This is a genomic window from Rhodococcus sp. IEGM1428 (assembly GCF_050321865.1).
In the GTDB taxonomy this organism is placed as follows: Bacteria; Actinomycetota; Actinomycetes; order Mycobacteriales; family Mycobacteriaceae; genus Rhodococcoides.
This window is the reverse complement of record NZ_JBNQFW010000001.1, coordinates 1,583,399-1,599,104: the sequence shown is the minus strand read 5'-3', so window position 1 is coordinate 1,599,104 and position 15,706 is coordinate 1,583,399. Positions and strand designations below refer to the sequence as shown.

13 protein-coding genes are annotated in these 15,706 nt (G+C 64.4%); 8 read left to right on the top strand and 5 right to left on the bottom strand.

What is annotated here, in order from left to right; translation table 11 throughout:
• Nucleotides 1-12: 12 nt before the first annotated feature.
• Nucleotides 13-912: a tRNA (adenine-N1)-methyltransferase gene (locus tag ACQR3T_RS07465; protein ID WP_428693088.1), complete on the bottom strand. Its 900-nt coding sequence runs from the start codon at nucleotides 910-912 to the stop codon at nucleotides 13-15.
• Between the two features lie 290 nt (nucleotides 913-1,202).
• Between ACQR3T_RS07465 and ACQR3T_RS07460 the strand changes: the two genes are divergently transcribed.
• Together ACQR3T_RS07460 and ACQR3T_RS07455 are read left to right on the top strand one after the other, a co-directional pair.
• Nucleotides 1,203-2,057, top strand: coding sequence for a RecB family exonuclease (locus ACQR3T_RS07460; RefSeq protein ID WP_428693087.1), 855 nt, complete (start codon nucleotides 1,203-1,205; stop codon nucleotides 2,055-2,057).
• A gap of 17 nt (nucleotides 2,058-2,074) precedes the next feature.
• Nucleotides 2,075-2,881 (top strand): thioesterase family protein, encoded by an 807-nt coding sequence (locus ACQR3T_RS07455; RefSeq protein ID WP_428693086.1) that lies wholly within the window; start codon nucleotides 2,075-2,077, stop codon nucleotides 2,879-2,881.
• Between the two features lie 20 nt (nucleotides 2,882-2,901).
• On the opposite strand, the gene hisG is transcribed toward ACQR3T_RS07455, so the two are convergent.
• From hisG to metH, 4 genes are read right to left on the bottom strand one after another with little or no spacing between them, the layout of a single operon-like run.
• Entirely contained in the window at nucleotides 2,902-3,753 is an 852-nt protein-coding gene (gene hisG, locus ACQR3T_RS07450) for an ATP phosphoribosyltransferase (RefSeq protein ID WP_032377881.1), read from the bottom strand.
• A 49-nt stretch (nucleotides 3,754-3,802) separates the two neighbouring features.
• Nucleotides 3,803-4,066, bottom strand: coding sequence for a phosphoribosyl-ATP diphosphatase (locus ACQR3T_RS07445; RefSeq protein WP_428692884.1), 264 nt, complete (start codon nucleotides 4,064-4,066; stop codon nucleotides 3,803-3,805).
• A gap of 59 nt (nucleotides 4,067-4,125) precedes the next feature.
• Nucleotides 4,126-4,797, bottom strand: coding sequence for an HAD family hydrolase (locus ACQR3T_RS07440; protein WP_428692883.1), 672 nt, complete (start codon nucleotides 4,795-4,797; stop codon nucleotides 4,126-4,128).
• A complete protein-coding gene (metH, locus tag ACQR3T_RS07435; protein ID WP_428692882.1) occupies nucleotides 4,790-8,359 on the bottom strand; it encodes a methionine synthase in 3,570 nt (1,189 codons plus the stop codon). Before metH ends, ACQR3T_RS07440 begins: the two co-directional genes overlap by 8 nt.
• A gap of 152 nt (nucleotides 8,360-8,511) precedes the next feature.
• Here metH and ACQR3T_RS07430 point away from each other — a divergent pair, with 152 nt between their 5' ends.
• The 6 genes from ACQR3T_RS07430 to ACQR3T_RS07405 all read left to right on the top strand — a co-directional run bounded on the left by ACQR3T_RS07430 (nucleotide 8,512) and on the right by ACQR3T_RS07405 (nucleotide 15,704).
• The gene (locus ACQR3T_RS07430; protein ID WP_428693085.1) at nucleotides 8,512-9,426 is read left to right on the top strand and encodes a PAC2 family protein; all 915 of its coding nucleotides are present in this window, start codon (nucleotides 8,512-8,514) and stop codon (nucleotides 9,424-9,426) included.
• Between the two features lie 101 nt (nucleotides 9,427-9,527).
• Entirely contained in the window at nucleotides 9,528-9,875 is a 348-nt protein-coding gene (locus ACQR3T_RS07425) for a hypothetical protein (protein ID WP_032377878.1), read from the top strand.
• The gene (gene nirB, locus ACQR3T_RS07420) at nucleotides 9,875-12,364 is read left to right on the top strand and encodes a nitrite reductase large subunit NirB (RefSeq protein ID WP_428692881.1); all 2,490 of its coding nucleotides are present in this window, start codon (nucleotides 9,875-9,877) and stop codon (nucleotides 12,362-12,364) included. Before ACQR3T_RS07425 ends, nirB begins: the two co-directional genes overlap by 1 nt.
• Nucleotides 12,361-12,660 (top strand): Rieske (2Fe-2S) protein, encoded by a 300-nt coding sequence (locus tag ACQR3T_RS07415; protein ID WP_094618388.1) that lies wholly within the window; start codon nucleotides 12,361-12,363, stop codon nucleotides 12,658-12,660. The genes nirB and ACQR3T_RS07415 overlap by 4 nt, the downstream gene beginning before the upstream one ends.
• Before the next feature lie 156 nt (nucleotides 12,661-12,816).
• Nucleotides 12,817-14,292, top strand: coding sequence for a TIGR02677 family protein (locus ACQR3T_RS07410; protein WP_428693084.1), 1,476 nt, complete (start codon nucleotides 12,817-12,819; stop codon nucleotides 14,290-14,292).
• Nucleotides 14,289-15,704, top strand: a complete 1,416-nt coding sequence (locus ACQR3T_RS07405) for a TIGR02678 family protein (RefSeq protein ID WP_428692880.1) — start codon at nucleotides 14,289-14,291, stop codon at nucleotides 15,702-15,704. The genes ACQR3T_RS07410 and ACQR3T_RS07405 overlap by 4 nt, the downstream gene beginning before the upstream one ends.
• The last annotated feature ends 2 nt before the right edge of the window (nucleotides 15,705-15,706 follow it).

The following is a 15,706-nucleotide window of genomic DNA, read 5'->3' as shown; positions in this document are numbered from 1 at the left end:
CGCCGCGATCGATCAGCCCTTACCGGACCGACGCTGCGGCTTGGGGGTGACGGTGCCCTCGGCGAGGCGTCGAACACTCACGAGGAATGCCGTGTGCCCCTGCATACGATGCTCGGGCCGAACCGCCAGTCCCACGACGTGCCAACCCCGGACCATCGACTCCCACGAACGGGGTTCGGTCCAGCATTCCTGTGCGCGTAGGGCTTCGACGACCTTGGACAGCTGCGTCACCGTGGCGACGTAGACCAGCAGCACTCCACCGGGAACGAGAGCCTTCGATACGGCGGGCAGTGCGTCCCAGGGAGCCAGCATGTCGAGAACCACCCGATCCACCTGCTCCCCCGGTCGATCGACACCGAACTGATCCACGTCGGCCACCGTCAGGTGCCAGTTCGACGGCCGGTCGCCGAAGAACGTCTCGACGTTCTTGATCGCGTAGTCGGCGTGGTCCTGGCGGATCTCGTAGGAGATGACCGTTCCTGCCGTACCGACCGCACGGAGCAGCGAGCACGTCAGAGCGCCCGATCCGGCACCGGCCTCCAGCACGCGGGCTCCGGGGAACACGTCGCCCTCGTGGACGATCTGCGCTGCATCCTTGGGGTAGATGACCTGCGCGCCGCGCGGCATCGACAACACGTAGTCGGTCAACAGCGGCCGAAGCGCAAGGTACGGGGTGCCGTTGACGGAGGTGACGACGCTGCCCTCGTCGGCTCCCAGCAACTTGTCGTGGGTGATTCCACCTCGGTGGGTGTGGAATTCTTTGCCTGCCTCGAGCACCACCGTGTAGTGCCTGCCCTTGCCGTCGGTGAGCTGCACTCGATCTCCGACGCGGAACGGCCCACTGCGGGCGGGTCCGGTCGGAACCGGTGCGACGGAGTTCTCGTCCGCAGTCGGGACCTGGTCGAGTTCGATCTCGTCGACCTCGGCGGTGACCACATCGTCCGCACTCGGAACCGGGACATCGACGAGCGCGTCGACCTCGGGCCCGTCGGTCGACGCGGACGCGGAATCACCGGTGGACACAGCGGAACCTGCTTTCGTTGTTCGGTTCGACGATCTACCGGAGCGGGCAGGCGTCGGGGACGACTCGACGTGCCAGACTACGGCCTTGACCGAAGTTGTCGGACCAGCGGCATAGTCTCGCAGTCGTGAGTATTTCCGTGTCGACACCCATCGACTTGCCTCTACTCGACCTCGGCGACATCGCGCGACCGCCGCTGGCGGTGCCGAGCCCCCGCAGCACGCCGGCGTTGTCGCCCTCCCGCGCAGGCGATTTCAAGCAGTGTCCTCTCCTCTACCGCTTTCGCGCGGTCGACCGCATTCCGGAGGTGTCCACCGAAGCTCAGGTCAAGGGAACTGTGGTGCATGCCGCACTGGAGGCTCTCTACGCGTTGCCTGCGCAGGACCGAGTGCCGACGACTGCGCGCGACCTGGTGGATCCGGCGTGGGAGCGAGTGGTTGCCCAGTCGCCCGCCATCGAGTCGTTGGTTCCGGCCGACGAGCGGACGGCTTTTCTCGATCGCGCTCGGGCTCTGGTCGCCGGATACTACGAACTCGAGGACCCTACTCACTTCGAGCCCGAGTCCTGCGAGCAACGGGTGGAGATCGATCTGGACGACGGCACGCCGCTTCGGGGATTCATCGATCGAATCGACGTCGCACCCAACGGCATGATTCGCGTCGTCGACTACAAAACCGGTCGGGCACCGCGCGAGTTCACCGAGTCCAAGGCGTTGTTCCAGATGAAGTTCTACGCCGTGATGATCATGCGCATGCGCGGAGTCGTTCCGGCGCAACTGAAATTGATGTATCTGGCCGACAAGCAGGAACTGACCTACGCTCCCGACGAAGACGAGCTGCGCAGGTTCGAGCGCATGCTGTCCGCCATCTGGAAAGCGATTCTGGCCGCAGGCGAGACCGGTGACTTTCGCGCCAAGAAAGGCGCACTGTGCAAATGGTGCGACCACCAAGCCCTGTGTCCCGAGTTCGGCGGCACTCCCCCGCCGTACCCGGGTTGGCCGCAGGCCGCATCGGAACAGACGGAGCCCGAGCTGTGACCCTCACCGCGAAGGCACTGCCGGACGCCTTCTTCGTTCCCGCCGGTGTCGGCAAGGACGGCTTCGAGAGGGTCACGGCCACCGAGAACACCGTCAGTCTGTGGGCACCGACGATGCAGCACGGCGCTCCGCCGTCCGCTCTACTGGTCCGTGCACTCGAGCGCGTCGACGCTCGGGAGGACACCCGTATCAGTCGAGTCGCGGTCGACATACTCGGTCCGGTTCCGGTCGGAGACATCGAGATTCGGGCATGGACGGAACGACCCGGGGGCAATGTCGAACTCGTCGTCGCCGAATTGTGGGCGGAAAGTTCGTCGGGCACTGCTCGGGCGGTGGCTCACGGCAGCGCGTGGCGTATGCGCACCACACCGACCGAGGACGTCGAACACGTCGGCGACCCGGTGATGAAGTCGGTCGCAGACGGGGTCGACTACACCTTCGGGGGCACGTGGTCGTCGGGCTATCTCGACGCCGTCGAGTTCAAGATTCTCACCGGGCTCGGTGCCGATGGGCCGGGTGAGATCTGGGCCAGGCCCAAACCTGTTCTCGTACAAGGTGAATCGATGACCGCACTGGAGCGATTATTCTCGATTGCGGATATTGCGAACGGAATCGGCGCGAAGCTTCCGATCGACGAGTGGACCTTCTTGAACACCGACCTGACGGTGCACGTGTTCAGGGTGCCTCAGGGTGACTGGGTCGGAGTCTCGGCCGAGACCTCCACAGGTCCGGACGGAATCGCCATGTGTGCTGGCACTCTCAGCGACGAACTGGGTCCGGTCGGCAGAATCGCGCAGACGGTCCTGGTCCGGCGTCGCAGCTGAGGGCAGCGACCGATCAAGATCTAGAAGGCGCGGCACGACCTGATGTCGGACGCCAGGATAGCCTTTGCCCCCAACTCGGCGAGCTCGTCCATGACGTTGTTGTGGACTTTGCGAGAAACCATGGCGCGCACCGCAACCCAGTTGTCGTCGACCATCGGCGCCAGCGTGGGCGACTCGATGCCCGGGGTGATCTTGACGGCCTCGTCGAGAATCGACTTGGGGCAGTCGTAATCGAGCATCAGGTACTGCTGTGCGAAGACGACGCCCTGCACGCGGGCGATGAGCTGCTTACGCGCGGAATCGGTACCCGGGGTGCCTGCGCGTTCGATGAGTACGCCCTCCGAATCGCAGAGCGATTCACCGAAGGCCACCAGGTTGTTCTGGCGCAGTGATCGGCCCGATTCGACGACGTCGGCAATGGCGTCGGCGACTCCGAGCTGGATGGAGATCTCGACCGCGCCGTCGAGGCGGATGACCGTGGCCTCCAACCCCCGCTGGGCCAAGTCCGCGCGCACCAGATTGGGGTAAGACGTGGCTATGCGTAGTCCGCCCAAGTCCTCGGGTGCCCATTCCTTGCCCGCGGGCGCCGCGTAGCGGAACGTCGAGCGGCCGAATCCGAGCGCCAGGCGCTCTTCGACGGCAGCACCCGAATCGAGGGCCAGGTCGCGACCGGTGATGCCCAGATCCAACTGGCCGGATCCGACGTAGATCGCAATGTCCTTGGGGCGGAGGAAGAAGAACTCGACGCCGTTCGCTGGATCGAGAACCGTCAGGTCCTTCGAGTCGCTTCGGCGCCGATAGCCGGCCTCGCTGAGAATCTCTGCGGCGGACTCGGAGAGAGCGCCCTTGTTGGGTACGGCTACGCGCAGCATGGAGTTTTCCTTCTTCGGTGAGTTCGTGGGAGACGAGCGGGTCCTAGACTCACAGATGTCGGTAGACGTCCTCGAGCTCGATGCCCCTGCCCACCATCATCACCTGGACCCAGTACAACAGCTGCGAGATTTCCTCGGCGAGCGCTTCGTCGTTTTCGTGCTCGGCCGCGATCCACACTTCGCCCGCTTCTTCGAGAACCTTCTTGCCCTGAAAATGAACTCCCGCATCCAACGCTGCGACGGTGCCCGAGCCCTCCGGGCGGGTCTTCGCGCGGTCGGTGAGCTCGGCGAACAGGGAATCGAAAGTCTTCACGGATTCGTATTCTTTCACGTCGGTATCCAGCGGAATCAATTCGGTCGAGATTCGAGGAATCAGGCTGCCCAGGCCCGCCGGACGTCGTCGGCGGTGAGACCGACAAGACCGTCACGAATGGTGTACCCAGGAGCCGTCGGCACGGCGATCTCGGAGGGAACCACCAGCACGGGGCATCCTGCAGTGTGCGCGGACAGTGAACCCGTAGGCGAGTCCTCGACCGCGAGGCAGGCTCCAGCGTCCACGCCGAGCAGCGCCGCACCGCGCAGGTACGGCGCTGGATGCGGTTTACCGACCTCCACCTCGTCGCCGGTCACGGTGATGTCGAAGTATTCGCGGCCCAACGTGTCCAGAGCTCGCTCGACCAGCCCGCGCTCGGTGTTGGTGACGAGCCCGGTGGACAGACCCATCTCGCGCACCAGAGCGAGCGCATCCTTGGCACCGGGCCGCCAGGGAATGCCCTTGGCGAACAGGTCTCCGACACGGGTCGTGAGCCACTCCCGACCCTCGTTCAGGTGCTCGTCGGTGACCTCGACCGATGCGTGTGCCAGGACCTTGCGCAGTGCATCCCACATCGAATTTCCGAGGGTGCTCTCGCGCACTTCTGCGCTGAGTTCTGTCCCGAGATTTCGTGAGTACTCACCGATCGCGACGTCCCAGATCTTCTCCGAGTCGAGCAGTGTGCCGTCCATGTCCCACAGGACACCCTGCAGGTGAATTCCACTAGACATTGAAGTACTTGGCCTCCGGGTGATGAAGTACGAACGCATCGGTCGACTGTTCGGGGTGGAGCTGCAGCTCCTCGGAGAGCTTCACGCCGATTCTCTCGGGCTCGAGCAGAGCGGCGAGCTTGATCCGGTCTTCCAGATCGGGGCATGCCCCGTAGCCGAACGAGTAACGAGCACCGCGATATTCGAGTTTGAAGTACCCCTCGGCCTCGGTGGGATCCTCCGCGGCGACCGATTTGCCGTCGGACAGTTTCAGTTCTTCGCGCACTCGACGATGCCAGTATTCGGCCAACGCCTCGGTGAGCTGGACACCGATTCCGTGCACCTCGAGATAGTCGCGGTACGAGTCGGCAGCGAACAGCTCGTTCGCGAAGTCGGCAATGGGCTGGCCCATTGTCACCAGGTTCATCGGCAGAACATCGACCTGGCCGGATTCTCGTGCAGCCGAACGCGACCGAACGAAATCCGAGATGCAGAGGAATCGGTCACGGTGCTGACGGGGGAACGTGAATCGGAAGCGTTCGGGTGCATCGGGTTCGGGCTCGGTGAGCACGACGACGTCGTCGCCCTCGGAGACCGCCGGGAAGTACCCGTACACCAGTGCGGCGTGTGCGAGTATGCCGTCGGTGCTCAGGCGATCCAGCCAATACCGCAGGCGCGGTTTACCTTCCGATTCCACCAGGTCTTCGTAGGTGGCACCTTCACCCTTGCGAGCACCGCGCAGGCCCCATTGCCCGAGGAACAGTGCACGCTCGTCGAGCAGACCCGAGTAATCGGCCAAGGACACGCCTCGGACGATGCGAGTACCCCAGAACGGCGGAACCGGAATATCGATATCGGCTGCAACATCGGATCGTTCGGGCACGACGACCGGCGCCTCCGCAGCCTTGCGCTTCTCCGCGATGCGCTTGGACCGCTCATGGCGTTCCTTGCGCTCGGCGGCCTTGGCCTTCGCTTCGAGTGCCTCCGGACTGTCGGGAGCCGGACCCCCACCGCGTTTGGTGGTCATGATGGTGTCCATCAAACGCAGGCCCTCGAATGCGTCTCGCGCATAGTGGACGTCACCCTCGTACACATCTTGCAGATCGTTCTCGACGTACGACCGCGTCAACGCTGCTCCACCGAGCAGGACCGGGAACTGTTCCGCGACGCCCTTGGAGTTGAGTTCGATCAGGTTGTCCTTCATGACGACGGTCGACTTCACCAGCAGCCCGGACATCCCGATCACGTCGGCGCGCTTGTCGATCGCGGCTTCGAGGATGGTCGAAATCGGTTGCTTGATACCGAGATTGACGACCTCGTAGCCGTTGTTGCTCAGGATGATGTCGACGAGGTTCTTCCCGATGTCGTGGACGTCGCCCTTGACGGTACCGAGCACGATACGACCCTTGCCGTCGTCGTCGGTCGCCTCCATGTGCGGCTCCAGATACGCCACCGCAGCCTTCATCACCTCGGCGGAGGCAAGCACGAACGGCAGCTGCATCTGGCCGGAACCGAACAGCTCCCCCACGGTCTTCATGCCCGAGAGCAGTGTCTCGTTGATGATCTCCAGCGGCGGCTTCTCGGTCATCGCTGCATCCAGATCGACGTCGAGACCGTTGCGTTCGCCGTCGACGATGCGGCGTTCGAGTCGCTCGAACAGTGGCAGACGACCCAGTTCTTCGGCGCGTGATTCTCGGGCCGATGCTGCCGAGACGCCCTCGAACAGCTGCATCAGCTTCTGCAACGGGTCGTAGCCTTCGCGGCGGCGGTCGTACACCAAATCAAGAGCGGTCTCGCGCTGCTCGTCGGGAATCTTGTTCATCGGCAGGATCTTCGACGCGTGCACGATGGCGGTGTCGAGGCCGGCCTGTGTGCACTCGTGCAGGAAGACCGAGTTCAGCACTTGGCGTGCAGCGGGATTGAGACCGAACGAGATGTTCGACAACCCGAGGGTGGTGTGCACCTTCGGATACTTCTCCTTGAGCTGCCGGATCGCCTCGATGGTCTCGATGCCGTCGCGTCGAACTTCTTCCTGGCCGGTGGAAATCGGGAAGGTGAGGGTGTCGACGATGATGTCCTCGTGGCGCAGGCCCCAGTTCTCGGTGATGTCGGTGATCAACCGGTCTGCGACACGCACCTTCCATTCGGCCGTTCGAGCCTGGCCTTCCTCGTCGATGGTGAGCGCGACAACGGCGGCACCGTGCTCCTTGACCAGACGCATGATCTTCTGGAACCGCGAATCGGGCCCGTCGCCGTCCTCGTAGTTGACCGAGTTGACGGCGCTACGGCCACCGAGGTGCTCCAAACCGGCTTCGAGTACGGCCGGTTCGGTGGAGTCGAGCATGATCGGCAGCGTCGACGCGGTCGCCAATCTGCTTGCGAGCGCGGCCATGTCGGCGGAACCGTCGCGCCCGACGTAGTCGACATTGAGGTCCAACATGTGCGCGCCGTCGCGCGTCTGATCCTTGGCGATGTCCAGGCACTTCTGGTAGTCCTCGGCCAGCATCGCGTCGCGAAATGCCTTGGATCCGTTGGAGTTGGTGCGCTCACCGATCATCAGGATGCTGGCGTCCTGCTCGAACGGCACGGCGGTGTAGAGCGAGGAGACACCCGGCTCTGGGGCCGGCTGCCGTTCCAGCTTCGTGGCTCCGTGCACCATATCGGCAACCTGACGAATGTGCTCGGGGGTGGTGCCGCAGCAACCGCCGACCAGTGCCAGCCCGTACTCGCGGACGAAACCGCTCAGAGCGTCGGCCAATTCGGGGGCGGTCAGTGGGTATTCGGCACCCTTTGCACCCAACGTCGGCAGACCGGCATTGGGCATCACCGACACCGGCAACCGCGAATGCTTGGACAGATGGCGGAGGTGCTCACTCATCTCGGCCGGACCGGTGGCGCAGTTGAGGCCGATCATGTCGATTCCGAGCGGTTCGAGCGCAGTGAGTGCTGCACCGATCTCGCTGCCGACGAGCATCGCACCCGTCGTCTCGACCGTCACGTGGGTGATGATCGGAATACGGACGCCGAGCCTATCCATCGCGTGCTGGCTGCCGATGATCGCGGCCTTGACCTGAAGCAAGTCCTGGCACGTCTCCACCAGAATGGCATCGGCACCGCCGTCGATCATTCCCAGAGCGGCTTCGGTGTACGCGTCGCGCAGCCGGGCGAACGGAGCATGCCCGAGTGTGGGGAGCTTGGTGCCGGGTCCCATCGAACCCAAGACGTATCGGTCCATCCCGTCGCGACCGGGGCCCATTTCGTCGGCGGTCTCGCGGGCGAGCCGGGTGCCTTTCTCGGCCAACTCGCGGATTCGATCCTCGATGTCGTAATCGGCCAAGTTGGGCAGATTGCATCCGAACGTGTTCGTTTCCACGGCGTCTGCACCGGCTGCGAAGTACTCACGGTGGATCTCGCGCAGCACGTCGGGCCGGGTGGCGTTCAGAATTTCGTTGCATCCCTCTAGACCGAGAAAGTCGTCGAGAGTCAGGTCGGCGTCCTGGAGCATCGTGCCCATCGCTCCGTCGCCGATGACAACGCGACGTGAAATCGCATCGAGCAGACCGGGCTTGTGTTGATCGGGCATCACTACAGAGTAGTGGGCACCGCAGTTCCCTCGGGTCGTAGGCTGTCGTGGTGAGTCCCCGAAACCTCGATGGCCAGTCCCCGAACGACGACGTTACCGAAAATACGGACATTCCGGGTGCCGACTCGGCTGTGCCGCTCGACGCCGCGTTGATCGAGGCCGTCCACGACGCTGTGGCCAACGCCACAGACCTCGACGATCTCGACGAGGACATTCCCGAATTGCGCTCCCCCATCCTGGTGGCTGCTTTCGAGGGCTGGAACGACGCGGGCGATGCGGCGAGCGGTGCCGTCGAGCACCTGGAGCTGATCTGGGATGCCAGTCCGCTTGCCGAGCTGGACTCGGAGGACTACTACGACTACCAGGTCAACAGACCGACGGTTCGCCAGGTGGACGGTGTCACCCGTGAGATCGAGTGGCCGTCGACCCGGTTGTCGGTGTGTTCGCCTCCCGGTAGCGAACGTGACGTGGTGCTGCTGCGCGGCATCGAGCCGAACATGCGGTGGCGCAGCTTCTGCGACGACCTGCTCGAGTTCGTCGAACAGCTCGGAGTCGAGACCGTCGTGATCCTGGGAGCACTGCTGGCCGACACCCCGCACACCAGGCCCGTTCCGGTCACCGGCACCGCATACAGCACCGAGTCGGCCGAACGGTTCAATCTCGAACAGACCCGATACGAGGGCCCGACCGGAATCACCGGCGTGTTGCAGGACGAATGCGTGAAGGCCGGCGTCCCTGCGGTGTCGTTCTGGGCCGCCGTGCCCCACTACGTCTCGCAGCCGCCGAATCCCAAGGCGACCGTTGCATTGCTGCAGCGGGTCGAGGACGTGCTCGACATCGAGGTACCGCTCGGCGAACTTCCCACCCAGGCAGAGGAGTGGGAAGAAGCGGTCAACGAGATGACGAAAGAGGACGAGGAGATCAGCGAATACGTGCGCAGCCTCGAAGAGCGCGGTGATGCCGAAGTGGACATGTCCGACGCGATTGCGAAGATCGACGGCGACGCCATTGCAGCCGAGTTCGAGAAGTACCTGAGGCGCCGCGGCCCCGGCAACTTCGGGCTCTGATCCGAGCGCACACGACGGACCGGAGCTCGGTGAGGTATTTCTGATGCCGACGTAACGTCACCGCATCGGTGGCGTCACCCCGACACCGCAACCTCGTGGGTATGGCCAGCACACCACGATTTCTGCAAGGCGTCTTCTCCTTCTCCGGCAACGGCCTGGACAAGCCCGAGTTGATCGATCCCAGCCTGAGTTTCGTCGTGCCCGAGGGAGTGACGGCCCAACCGCTGTACTTCCGGGGTGGAAACTCCAGCGACGAACTCGTCGTCGTGACTCTGCTGCGCGACGGTAGCCCGATGCGCATCTTCCCGATGGGAGCCAAGAGTGGGGTCAACATCCCCCTCCGTGTGGTCGAGGACGTCGATCCGGACACCGTTCTCGAGTTGGTCGTCGCTGCCCCGGCCGGAACCACCGGAGAGGTCGTCGTCGATTTCGGTCTGGTGCTCGTCTGATGACTGCAGGCAAGCAGCGGCTGTTGGTGATCGGCAACGGAATGGCCGGTGCCAGAACGGTCGAGCAGATCCTCGAGCGTGACGGCAGCTCGTTGTTCGAGATCACGATGATCGGCGACGAGCCGTACGGCAACTACAACCGAATCATGCTCTCGCACGTGCTGTCCGGTGAGACCACCGTCGATGACGAGGATCTGATTCTCAATCCCATGAGTTGGTACAGCGACAACGGCGTGACTCTGCACGTGGGCGATCGTGCCGTGTCGTTGGATCGATTCTCCAAGACCGTTGCGTGCGAGAGCGGTCGGTCCGTCGACTACGACGTGCTGATCATCGCAACGGGAAGCAACACGTTCTTCCCGAACATGGACGGTCTCCGCGAATCCGACGGCAGACTGGCACGCGGAGTGTTCGGCTTCCGGACCATCGCAGACACCAATGGCATGCTGCAGATCGCAGAGTCTCGCGACGACGTCTGCGCCGTCGTCATCGGCGGTGGACTGCTCGGACTCGAAGCCGCGTACGGTCTGCGGACCCAGGGGCTCGACGTGAACGTGGTGCACTCCCCCGGACACTTGATGAACCAGCAGCTCGACGAGCGCGGTGGACGAGTGCTGCGCAACAAGATCGAGTCGCTCGGAGTCGGCGTGCACACCTCGAAGAGAACCACCTCGGTGTTGCGTTCCGAGGACGGTGTCGTCACCGGCGTCGGGTTCAACGACGGCACCTCGCTGGCTGCGGACATGGTCGTCGTCACCGCCGGTATCCGCCCCAGTGTCGACTTCGCTCGGGCCGGCGGTTTGGTGATCGAACGAGGAATCGTGGTCGACGACCAATTGCGTTGCGAGGACGAAGGTTCCATCTACGCCGTCGGTGAATGCTGCCAACATCGCGGCGAGGTTTACGGCCTCGTTGCGCCACTGTGGGAGCAGGCCGTCGTATTGGCCGACGTGCTCACGGGTGCGAATCCCGCTGCGGCGTATCATGGTTCGCGTCTGACGACCAAGCTCAAAGTGGCCGGTGTCGACGTCGCCTCGATGGGGATCACCGCCCCCGAGCGCGACGACGACGAGTTCGTCCAGTTCTACGAGCCGCGCAGTGGCACGTACAAGTCGGTGATCGTCCGCAACAACAAACTGGTCGGTGCCACTCTGCTGGGCGACATCTCCAAGGCCAACTTCCTGACTCAGGCATTCGACGAGAAAGTACCACTACCCGACGAGCGGATCAGCATGCTCTTCGACATGGGAACTCCCTCTGCGGCAACAGGAGCCGCCGAATTGGCCGACGACGTCCAGGTGTGCAACTGCAACGGCGTCACGAAGGGTGCAATCGTGGCCTGCGTGCACGCGGGTGCCAAGAATCTGAGCGACGTGACCGCGAAGACCCGCGCAGGCAAGGGGTGCGGCTCGTGCAAGGGGCTGGTGAAAGACATCATCGCGTGCGCAGCGGGCGGTGCCGTCGAAGCAGACCACACCGCGGACTGGTACGTGCCGTGTATCCCGATGACGAAGCCGGAACTGATCGACGCCGTCCGAGCGCGGGATCTGCGGGCGGTGTCGCAGGTGTTCACAGCACTCGCGACCGACGGCCTCGAGGACGCCGCCGCCAAGATGCCGTTGGCGTCGTTGCTGCGCACCGTGTGGGGTCCGGATTGGGTGGACGAGCGCGGCGCGTTGTTCATCAACGATCGTGTCCACGCCAATATCCAACGGGACGGCACGTTCTCGGTGGTGCCGCAGATGAAGGGTGGCGTCACCACACCGGATCAGCTGCGCAAGATCGCCGACGTCGCAGACAAATACAGCGTTCCGCTGGTCAAGGTGACCGGCGGACAACGCATCGACCTGCTCGGCATCAAGAAGGAAGACCTGCCGAAGGTGTGGGGCGATCTGGACATGCCCTCGGGGTTCGCGTACGGCAAGAGCATGCGCACGGTGAAGACCTGCGTGGGCAGCGACTTCTGCCGCTTCGGTCTCGGCGACTCGACTGCTCTCGGTATCGCCCTCGAAGAGCGGTTCCAAGGCCTGGAGACACCGGCGAAGTTGAAGCTCGCGGTAGCCGGCTGCCCTCGCAACTGTTCGGAGGCACTGTGCAAGGACTTCGGCGTCGTCTCGGTGGGCGAGGACAAGTGGGAGATCTACATCGGAGGCGCGGCAGGCGCCCACATCCGCAAGGGCGATCTACTGGCCACCGTGACGGGGGCCGAGGAGGTTCTGACCGTGGCCGGCAGATTCATTCAGCACTACCGCGAGAACGCCCAATGGCTCGAGCGAACGTACGCGTGGGTTCCACGTCTCGGCCTGGAAGAACTGCAGAGCGTGCTGATCGACGACCGTGACGGCATCGTGGCCGGACTCGACCAGCGAATGCAGGCATCGGTGGACGGCTACGTCGACCCGTGGCAGGACCGCGCGGCACCCAAATCACCCGCGCAGTTCACCCCGTCGCTGCCACTGCTTCCGCTGCCACAGGTACCGGTCCGATGAGCGTGCCGGTGGGGGCGGTCGAGGATCTGACGCCCGGCGAGGGACGGGCCTACGTGGTGGACGGCAAGCAGGTGGCGGTGTTCCTGCTCGGCGACGGTTCGGTGCGGGCGATGGACGCCATCTGTCCACACAAGGGCGGGCCACTGGCGGACGGTCAGATCGACGGGTCTGTGGTCGTCTGCCCACTCCACCAGTATACGTTCTCGCTCGACGACGGCTCATGCCCCAGCGGCATCGACTCCGTGCGCACCTACCCCGCCGCAGTGGTGGACGGGAAAGTGACCGTCGAGCTCTAACCGGCACGGTTGAACGACCGAGACCCGTGGCCAGGGTCATTCCGCGGGCTCCACTCCTACCCCAAGGGTCATTCCGCGGGCTCCACTCCTACCCCCTACCCTGTTCCAGTGAGCGATTCAGGTGAGGACGCACGGCTGGGCGCCGTGAATGCGTTCGTGGAGGAGGACCGTCTCGGTCTGTTCTCGTTCGCCGTTGCCGAGAAGCGATCCGAGTACCTGGCAGTCCTGCGGGCCTTCGACACCGCACGAGCCAACTACGTCGTCCTGCTGCACTCCGGAGACGTGGCCGACCTCATCGCCCGCAGCCCCGGTCGGCACGCCGCACTGACCACACTCGACATCGCGCCCCTTCTCGATCAGCTCCACGCCTGGGGCCTGCTCGAACGCAGCTACGACGGCACCCGCGCGGCGACCCTCGCCGAATACCGCAACCGTCACTTCGTCTACCAATTCGGCCAGGCCGGCTACAAGGCGTACCGCGCGGTCGAGGACGTGCTCGGTGCCCGCCTGGACGACGCCTCGTTGTCCCGCCTGGTGTTGCCCGAGCTGCTGGCCGACATGCACGAGCTGGCCGAGGCGAACCGTCAGGCCGACGGCGATCGCATCTACCGCAAGCTGAGCAGACTCGATTCGACGCTGTCGGAGATGGCGACCCGCGCCGCACATTTCTACTTGGTGCTGGGCGATCTGGTGCGCACCACCGAGATCACTCCCGAGTCGTTTCTGGTCCACAAGGATGCGTTGCTGACGCACATGCGCGAGTTCAGCTCGGATCTCACCCGCTACGCCCCGAAGCTGGCGGAGGCCATCGCGCTCGTCGAGAGCACCGGCATCGAGGAGCTCGTCGAGCGCGCTGCGATCAGCGACGAGCGAGTATTTCTCGCCGTCGACGAACGACGAGCCGACTGGACCGACCGCTGGGCCGGCCTGTCGCACTGGTTCGTCGCGGCGGAGTCCGAACTCAGCGAGTCCGAGCGACTGCGCGAAGGCACGATGAGCGCGATTGCCGCCGTGCTGTCGCTCCTACGCCGCGTCACGGAGACCCGCAGGGGTGGCGTGAGCAGGGAGAGCCAACTGCGGCATCTGGCCGGCTGGTTCGCGGCCACGCCTACCGAGGACAGCGCGCACGCCCTGTTCCACGCCGTGTTCGGTCTCGGCAGGCCGCGGCACCTGTCGATGGTGCATCCCGACGCCGACATCATCTCCACGTCCCGATCGTGGTGGGAGGCTCCGCCGGTCGAAATTTCCCGCACCCTGGCCGAGACCGGACGCACCCCGACCCCCGGCGTTCCGGGTCGGGTGCAGCGCAACGACGGCGGCATCAGACGGCTTCGGGAGCAGCAACTGGACGCGCAGCGATCACGCAGTGCCGCAGCGCAGTCGCTTGCGTCGGCCGGAATCCACGACCGAATTCTGAACGAGCAGGAAACCGAGGTGCTGTTGAGCCTGCTGAACGCTGCACTCACGGCGCGGGTACGGGTGAGTGGACGCACCTCCGACTCGTCCGGATCGGACAGCGGCGTGCGCTTGACGCTGAGCGACAGCGACCGTTCGACGATCGTGCGGACCAGCCGGGGACGCCTGCATCTGGACCGCCTGTCTCTCGATGTCAGTGAGGTCGCTCGCCGATGAGAGCTCGGGAAATCTCCACCCTCGCACTGGATTCCTACCAGCGGGCCGCCCGGGTCGCGCTGTCGAATCATCTGGTGACCACGACGTATCCCGATAGGATTGCGCTGCCTCTGCTGCGCAGATGGGCCACCGAGTTACGCGAGGACCTGCTCGAACTGTTCGGATATCGCCTCGAGGTCACCGAGACCACGGCACGTCTGTACCCGATGATCGATCGGCTCGACGACAGCCAACCCGCCCGAACAGCCACCGACCGAATATTCGACCGACGTAGATACGCGTATCTGGCACTGGCACTGGCGGCCCTCGGCCGGGCAGGCAACCAGATCACCCTCTCCGAGCTTGCCGATCATGTTGCGGCAGAAGCAAGTCAAGTAGACGGAGTAGAGCTGACGACCGACCGAGCCAGCGACCGAGACGCATTCGTCGACGCCATCGGCTGGCTGGCGACCCGCGGTGCGATCGCACTGGCCGACGGTGACGCCACCGGTTGGGCCAACAATCCGTCCGCGGGCGAGGCCCTCTACGACATCGACCGGCCTGTCGTCGTCGCTCTCTTCCGGCCGCCTCGCGCCGTCCAGCATCTGCGATCGATTCGCGGTCTGTTGGCCGGCACGGACGCCGCGATCGATCCCGAGGATTCCGATCCGGGACATGGCGATTCGGGACGTGAGGCAGACCCGAAGGAAACGCTCCGTGCAGTACGCCGAGCGTTGGTCGAGCAACCGGTCGTCTATCTCGACGATCTCGACCCGGACGGCCGCACTGCCCTGGCCGCATCGCGCACCGTTGCCGACGTCGAGTTGCTGACCGGTCTCGTTGCCGAGCGCCGTTCCGAGGGGGTGGCACTCATCGACACCTCGGGTCGGCTGTCGGACCACCGCTTCCCCAGCACCGGAACCATTGCCCAGGTTGCGTTGTTGATCGCCGGTGAGATCTCGGACCGAGTGATCGATCCGGATGCACCCGCGCTGGCGACCTACCCCATACCCAACGGTGACGACCTGATCGAGCAGTTGGACAGTGCCATTCCCGACGGCGGGATCTTCGGTGATCTCGCCGAGTTCGGGTTCGGTTCCGATGCAACGACATTCGACAGTGTGGACGAGAAGAAGCTGTATCCGTTGATCGAGGACAGTTGGTTGACCACGGTCGTCGATGATCTCGTCGAACGTTTCGGCCGCACCTTCGCGGCTCAGTGGCAGAGCGATCGGGACGCCCTGCGGCTGCGTGCACTGGCACTACTGCATCGACTTCGCTTGGTGCACTGCGTATCCGGCGGCGCACTGGTACTGCCGGTGATCGCGCGCTACCGAGACGTGATGGTCAGCGTGCGTGATCGGACCCCGCAGGACTCACTGTTCGGCAACGGACAATCCCCCAGCACCGATCCATCCGAAGTAGAGGCTTGAGT

What these genes read in the sequence shown, in the direction of transcription:
- nirB (WP_428692881.1), top strand. Translation starts at nt 9,875, where the DNA reads ATGACTGCAGGCAAGCAGCGGCTGTTGGTGATCGGCAACGGAATGGCC.
- metH (WP_428692882.1), bottom strand. Translation starts at nt 8,359, where the DNA reads ATGCCCGATCAACACAAGCCCGGTCTGCTCGATGCGATTTCACGTCGC.
- ACQR3T_RS07440 (WP_428692883.1), bottom strand. Translation starts at nt 4,797, where the DNA reads ATGTCTAGTGGAATTCACCTGCAGGGTGTCCTGTGGGACATGGACGGC.
- ACQR3T_RS07405 (WP_428692880.1), top strand. Translation starts at nt 14,289, where the DNA reads ATGAGAGCTCGGGAAATCTCCACCCTCGCACTGGATTCCTACCAGCGG.
- hisG (WP_032377881.1), bottom strand. Translation starts at nt 3,753, where the DNA reads ATGCTGCGCGTAGCCGTACCCAACAAGGGCGCTCTCTCCGAGTCCGCC.
- ACQR3T_RS07425 (WP_032377878.1), top strand. Translation starts at nt 9,528, where the DNA reads ATGGCCAGCACACCACGATTTCTGCAAGGCGTCTTCTCCTTCTCCGGC.
- ACQR3T_RS07415 (WP_094618388.1), top strand. Translation starts at nt 12,361, where the DNA reads ATGAGCGTGCCGGTGGGGGCGGTCGAGGATCTGACGCCCGGCGAGGGA.